General features: G+C 66.1%; 4 protein-coding genes and 1 pseudogene. 2 read left to right on the top strand and 3 right to left on the bottom strand.

Annotation, left to right across the window (positions count from 1 at the left end; genetic code table 11):
* The 3 genes and pseudogenes from VF794_RS28115 to VF794_RS28105 all read right to left on the bottom strand — a co-directional run.
* Positions 1 to 368: pseudogene (locus tag VF794_RS28115) on the bottom strand (radical SAM protein); the annotation flags it as partial.
* Between the two features lie 139 nt (positions 369 to 507).
* Positions 508 to 1,194, bottom strand: a complete 687-nt coding sequence (locus VF794_RS28110) for a hypothetical protein (RefSeq protein WP_331115651.1) — start codon at positions 1,192 to 1,194, stop codon at positions 508 to 510.
* Positions 1,195 to 1,230: 36 nt separating this feature from the next.
* Positions 1,231 to 4,422, bottom strand: a complete 3,192-nt coding sequence (locus VF794_RS28105; RefSeq protein WP_414640967.1) for a TonB-dependent receptor domain-containing protein — start codon at positions 4,420 to 4,422, stop codon at positions 1,231 to 1,233.
* Between the two features lie 242 nt (positions 4,423 to 4,664).
* Here VF794_RS28105 and VF794_RS28100 point away from each other — a divergent pair, with 242 nt between their 5' ends.
* Positions 4,665 to 5,420 (top strand): TonB family protein, encoded by a 756-nt coding sequence (locus VF794_RS28100; RefSeq protein WP_331115647.1) that lies wholly within the window; start codon positions 4,665 to 4,667, stop codon positions 5,418 to 5,420.
* Positions 5,421 to 5,493: 73 nt separating this feature from the next.
* Positions 5,494 to 6,126: MotA/TolQ/ExbB proton channel family protein (locus VF794_RS28095; RefSeq protein ID WP_331115645.1), on the top strand; the 633-nt coding region annotated here is incomplete at its 3' end.

Genomic DNA, 6,126 nt, shown 5'->3' with positions numbered 1-6,126 from the left:
TCCCGGAGGAGGGGGATGCCGGAGAGGTCCAGCATGGAGAAGAGCCCGGTCAGTTCCAGCTCATAGGCCACCGAGAAGGCCAGCATGTGGAAGCTGGAGACGGGGGCCTGCGACTCGAAGGAGAAGAGGGACGTCCGCGTGCGGCGGTACGCCTCCACATCATCGGGGAGGAAGGCGCGCTCGGCGGTGGCCCCGGGGTGCGAGTGGATCTCCCGGTACATGGCCTGGTAGCCGAGCGAGCTCATGCCCACGTTGTAGGGGCTCGGGTAGCAGAGGGCCACACGGTAGGGCGCCTCCTTGCGGAGCGTGCCCTGCTCGTCCGCCAGCAGCGCGGCGACGCGTTCGATGAGTGAGTAGCGACCCTCCATGCACCTTCCTGGGTAAGTCCGAGAACGACAACCAACCGTGCATAAACACCGCGGCCCCGTGCTGCCACTCCCTCGTGGGGGAGAGGCAACCGGGGCCGCGATCCACTTCAGCCTGCCAGGCCGTCTAAACGGCCTTTCCCTACTCCTTGAAGGAGGGGATTTCCTTGGCCGGCACGCAGATGTGCAGGACAGGGTCGCAGGTGACGGCCATGTCCGGGTTGATGAACGAGCCCGGGCCGCAGTTGTGCGCCGGATCCTCATCCTCCGGGTCGCATGCGATGGCCGGCCACATGGCACGAACCGCGTACTCCGCGGTGCAACCATCGCGGGTGTAGGTGAGGTCCGCCTTCAGCTGGGTGCCAGGAGCGCGCGGGTTCGTGTAGACCTTCACGTCCTTGAACTTGTAGCTGATCCGGGTCTCGTCCTCGACCGGCGCCGTCGTCTTGGGAGCCGCGGTCACCGTGGCCTCCCCAAGCTCCGTAGCCGTGCAGAAGTCGTTCTCGTCCGGCTGCTCGCCCAGGCTGCCAACCGCCGTCTGGTTCCGCTGATCGCCGGGATCCCGGCTACCACGGGAGGCCAGGCCGTTGGGCCGGAGGGCGATGATGGTGGAGTTCGCCTGCATCGGATCGGTGTACTTGAAGACGCCGACCGTCTCACCCGCGGCCAGCGGCTTGGCGCACGCCGGCTGCCCTTCCTTCAGGTCGTACTTGGCGATCCAGCTCGCCGAGTCCTGCACGACGCACCCAGCCGAGGGCTGCTGGACATCGCAACCCGACAGCAGGCTGCCAAGCCCGAGCACGGCTACAACAGTGGAAATGTGCTTCATGGTCATGTGCTTGAATTCCAATGTTCGCGGAGCGGACTAGAAGGTGTACCGGATGCCGAAGCGAACCTGCCGCGGCGCCTGGTACTGGGTCGGCTGCATGAAGTTCGGGTTCTCGTCTTCCTCGGTCATCGCACGCTCGCCGTCGTCGGTCACGACCTTGACCGCATTCGGCAGGTCGCTGATCGAGCCGTTCTTGACGGGCAGCACGGACGCGTACGTGTAGTTCTCATCCACCTGCGTCGCAGTCTGGAAGTTGAACATGTTGAACACGTCCAGGGTGAAGGACACCGTCCCCGTCTTGCCGAGCCGGTAGTTCAACCCGACGTTGGAGTCGATGTTGTTCACCCAGGCCGTACGACCGCCGGCGCCGCGAGGCAGCACGAAGCCCTCACCCTCGCCGTAGTCCACGTGGGCGCCCAGGTAGTTGATGGGCGTACCAGAGTAGCCGCGGTAGGACAGACCGATGCTGGCCGACAGGTCCTTGGAGAAGGTGAACTCCTTGGCGCCGAAGGCCTTGACCGAGTGCGTACGGTCGTACGGGAGCAGACCGGTCCGGTTCTCCAGGAGGCTGATCAGGTCGAAGTCCGACAGGATGTTCGGATCGAGCTGACCGGTCTCCGGGCGGAACAGACCGGGGTAGTTACCGTACAGCCGCGACCAGGTGTAGCTGGCCTGGGCCAGCCACCCGTCGGCGAAGGCGCGGGTCAGCGCCACCGTCACCGCGTCGTAGGTACGCTCCGGCACCGGGAACTCCTTGGCGAAGCCCCCACCCGGGTTGCCCAGGAAGTACGTCGCGCCGTCGTCACGGCTCATGTCCTCGATCACGGCGCCCATGGCCCGGTGCGTGTAGGTCGCACTCACGCGGGTGTTGGACAGGAGCTCGTACTCGGTGCCCACCAGGAACTCGGTGGACGACTGGGGCTCGATGTTGGGATCGACCGAGAGGCTCTCGAGCTTGCCACCGGTGTAGAGGCGGCTCGGGTTGCGGTTGCTCTCCGCGGCCCGGGCGATGACGCTCTCATCGGCGCAGGCGCCGCGCTGGCCCTCGAGGGTGCTGGGATCGCAGCCCACCGGGACGCCGGCGCGCGCCTCGGCGTAGCGGTTGGCGCGGTAGCGCGTCTCACCGGGGAACTGACGGTCCACCAGGTTGAGCGGAACCTGCTCGTAGTACCGGGCGAAGTTGGCGAACAGCTTGAGCTGGCCGTTGGCCATCGGGTCCACGATCAGGCCCACGCGCGGCGACCACTGGTTGTCCAGCACGAACGCCAGCTTCTCGCCGTTGCCGTACAGCGACTGCACGTCGTAGCGCAGACCGGCGTTCACCGTCACCCGGTTGGCGACCGTCCAGCTGTCCTGAACGAAGCCACCGACCGTGGTGCTGCTGTTCTTGGAACGCAGCTGCCACAGCGTCACCTCGTCGTCCGGGCCCCGCTGGTAGCCGTAGCGGCGGGAGTCCTGCCACACGAGGGTGCCGTCCGCCAGCTGCGACTCGGCGAAGAGCACGCCGCCCGAGATGGCCTTCGTCTGGTCATAGACGAGCGTCTCGACGTCCGCGCCGGCCTTCAGGACGTGCTGGCCGAAGAGGCTCAGCAGGTAGGTGGCCTTGGCGTTGGCCTGGTAGCGATCGAGCAGGCTCTTGGAGAAGCCGCCGAAGCCGCCGACATCGTAGTTCTGCACGGGGCAGCGCAGGAGCTGCTCGTCCGGCGTGGTGCCGCAGTACTCGGCCGTGGCCGCACCCGGCACGTCCTCCACGTCCATCAGGGCGCGCGGGTAGACGTACGTCACGCGGGACAGGCCCGCCAGGCCCGTGCCCTCGCGGATCTGCCGCTCACCCTCGGGGGTGCCCAACTGATCGCCGCTGCCGTCATTGGGCAGGTTGGAGGCCGTCTGGTGGAACCAGCCAACGTTGGCGTCCACCAGCACCTTCTTGTCCATGAACGAGCCGGCGTACTTGAAGCCGGTCGCCGTGCTGTTGGCGTTCACCGAGGCCAGGCCGGCCGCGGCCGGGTTCGAGTCGATGCGGCTCGCCACGCCACCGGTCAGCCGGCTGATGGTCAGGCGGCCGTTGCCACCGCTCGTCGTCGGAGAGGTGTTGAACGACAGCGAGACGTTGTGGTCCTGGTTGACGAGGTAGGTCAACTTGCCCATCAGCTGGATGCTGCGCTGGTCGGCGAAGTAGTTCCGCTCGGAGCCGGGGATCCGGGTCGTCTGGTGGAAGCCGGTCTCCTCATCGAGGGCCAGCTCTCCGTTCTCGTCCACGTTGAACGAGTTGAGCGCGCGCACGTGCTTCCAGCGCGTCATGGACGGAGCCACGCCGGCGAAGAACCACAGCTTGTCCTTGAGGATCGGACCACCGAGGGTGGCGCCGATGTCGCCCAGGTTCAGCAGCGAGCTCTGGCCGCTGATGACCGAGCCGTCGCTCAGGATGGGGTTGCGGGTACCCTCGAGGGCGCCCGGGGTCCAGTTGCCGAACACGGAGCCGTGGAACTCGTTGGAGCCCGACTTGGTGATCGCGTTGACCACGCCACCCGTGGCCCGGCCGTACTCAGGCAGGTAGCCACCGGTGATGATGTTCACGTCCTGGACGAACTCGACGCTCAGCGGGCTGGCGTTGATGCCGAAGGCCGCGTCGTTCGTGGACAGACCATCCACCACGTAGCCGTTCTCAGGCGAGGTGGCGCCGTTGATGGACACGCCGTACGTGTCGCTCTGGGCACCCGGGGCCAGCTCGGCGAGGCTCTCGAAGGAGCGCGCCGCGCCACCCTTGCCCGTCGGACGGTTCACCGCGATGCGCTTGATGAAGTCCTGATCGACGTTGACGCCCGTGTTCGTCGAGCCGACGTCGATGGTGGGGGCACGGGCCACGACCGAGATCTCCTCGGTGAAGGCCTCGGGCAGGATCTCCACGTTCACGCGGATGGTGCGATCCAGACGCAGCTGGATGTCCGAACGCGAGAACGGCTTGAACGACTCCTTATCGAACCGCAGGGTGTAGACACCGGGCGGCAGCTGGGGAATGCGGTACTGGCCCTGGGCGTCCGTCACCACGACCTGCTCGCCCTGAAGATTGGGCGAGGTAGCCGTGACGACCACATCCGAGACCGCCTTCTTGTTGTCCGCGCTGAGAACCTGACCAACGATGACGCTATCGGCGTATGCCGCGGTCCCGTACGACAGGCTCGCGACCACGACCACTCCGGTTGCCCGGAGCATCCGTCTTACTTGCATGCTGAGAACCCCTCCAAGGTGGGCTTGCACCGCAACTAAAATGGTCCGGGAAAATATCTGAGGTCCACCAGTTGTCAATATGCCGTTGATTTTTGGTGACTACTGGGGCATTGCGCGATCAAGCAGGTAGGCTTCCAGGGTGGGGTCACTTGCACCCGTCCACGGTTTTTGTAATGTAGCTCGCCTTTTGCGATCCGGACGGGATGTGGTGGGTGTCCACCGGAGTACAGGAGCGTTAGCGCATGTTCGACTCTGTCCTTGACCGTGGACAAGGCCCCAAGTCCCGAGTTGGTCTGGGTGCCGTGATCTCGGTCGTCCTCCACGTCGGTCTGTTCGCGTTCGCGATCTGGATCTCCACCCGTCCTCCGAAGGAGGAGGAGAAGGAGGTGGAGGTGACGTTCAAGCAGGCCATGGCGCCGCCGATGCAGGCCGCCCCGCCGCCTCCTCCTCCGCCCCCGCCGGCGAAGAAGAAGTCCACCACCAAGAAGACGGTGGTGAAGAAGCCGGACGTCATCGTCCAGCCCAAGGAGATCCCCCAGGAGAAGCCGCCCGAGGTGGAGCCGGACCCGAACGCCGTCGAGGAAGAGACCACCGAGGAGGACGTCGAGGGTGGCGTCGAAGGCGGTGTCGAGGGCGGCGTGATCGGCGGCGTCGTGGGTGGCGTGGTCGGCGGAGTGCTGGGCGGCCAGCTAGGCGGCACCGGCACGGACGTGCTGCCGTTCGGCGCGGGAATGACGCGCCCGGAGAAGCTTTCTGGTCCCTCGCCGCAGTATACCCGTGAGGCCATGGAGGCCCGCGTTCAGGGCCTGATGATCGTCAAGTGCGTCATCACCACCGAGGGCAAGGTCGAGCGATGCCGCATCATCAAGCCGCTGCCGCACATGGAGCAGGCCGTGCTGGACTCGCTCTACGCCCAGCGCTACCAGCCCGTGACGTTCCAGGGCCGCGCTGTCCAGGTCGACTACACCTTCAACATCCGTCTGAGCCTGCCCCGCTGATCCAGGACCGGCTCCACCCCCTGTCGTACCCGTTGTAACCCAACCGCGCTCGAGGAGGAGCGCTACCCCCATCATGCAATTCACGCTTGCCGACATCTGGGCGCACACGGGTCTCTTTGCCCGTTGCATCATTTTCTCTCTGGCGATCATGTCCATCGCGTCTCTGGTGGTCATGGCCGAGCGGATCATCGTCTACCGCAAGACGCGCAAGGACTCCCGTAACTTCGCCGCCAAGATGGGCGCGATCCTGGCCAAGGGGGACCTGCAGCAGGCCGCCAACACCAACATGGGCAAGGACGTGGGCCACCTGGGCCGCGTCATCAACTCCGGCCTGACCGCCTACCGCATCAGCCCGTCCGACAAGGACGTGGCGGTGGAGTCGGTGGCTCGCGCCCTGGAGCGTCAGGCTCAGCGCGAGGTGCAGAGCTTCAAGCGCGGCCTGGGCGTGCTGGCCACGGTGGGCTCCACGGCCCCGTTCGTGGGTCTGCTGGGCACCACGATGGGTATCGTGAACGCCTTCCAACTCATGGCGGCCGCGGGCTCCGGTGGTCTGGGCACCATCTCCGCCGGTATCGCCGAGGCGCTCATCACCACCGCCTTCGGTCTGCTGGTGGCCATCCCCGCCGTCATGGCCTACAACTTCCTGTCCGGCTGGGTGGACGCTCGCTCGGTGGACATCTCCGAGTCCTCCAACGAGTTCCTGGAT

The sequence above is a fragment of the Archangium sp. genome, from assembly GCF_036389735.1.
In the GTDB taxonomy this organism is placed as follows: domain Bacteria; phylum Myxococcota; class Myxococcia; order Myxococcales; family Myxococcaceae; genus Archangium.
The sequence above is the reverse complement of the archived record's forward strand: the minus strand, read 5'-3'. Positions and strand labels throughout refer to the sequence as shown.

Excerpts from the sequence above, each read along its gene's own strand:
- VF794_RS28110 (WP_331115651.1), bottom strand. The coding sequence starts at position 1,194 with ATGAAGCACATTTCCACTGTTGTAGCCGTGCTCGGGCTTGGCAGCCTG.
- VF794_RS28100 (WP_331115647.1), top strand. The coding sequence starts at position 4,665 with ATGTTCGACTCTGTCCTTGACCGTGGACAAGGCCCCAAGTCCCGAGTT.
- VF794_RS28105 (WP_414640967.1), bottom strand. The coding sequence starts at position 4,422 with ATGCAAGTAAGACGGATGCTCCGGGCAACCGGAGTGGTCGTGGTCGCG.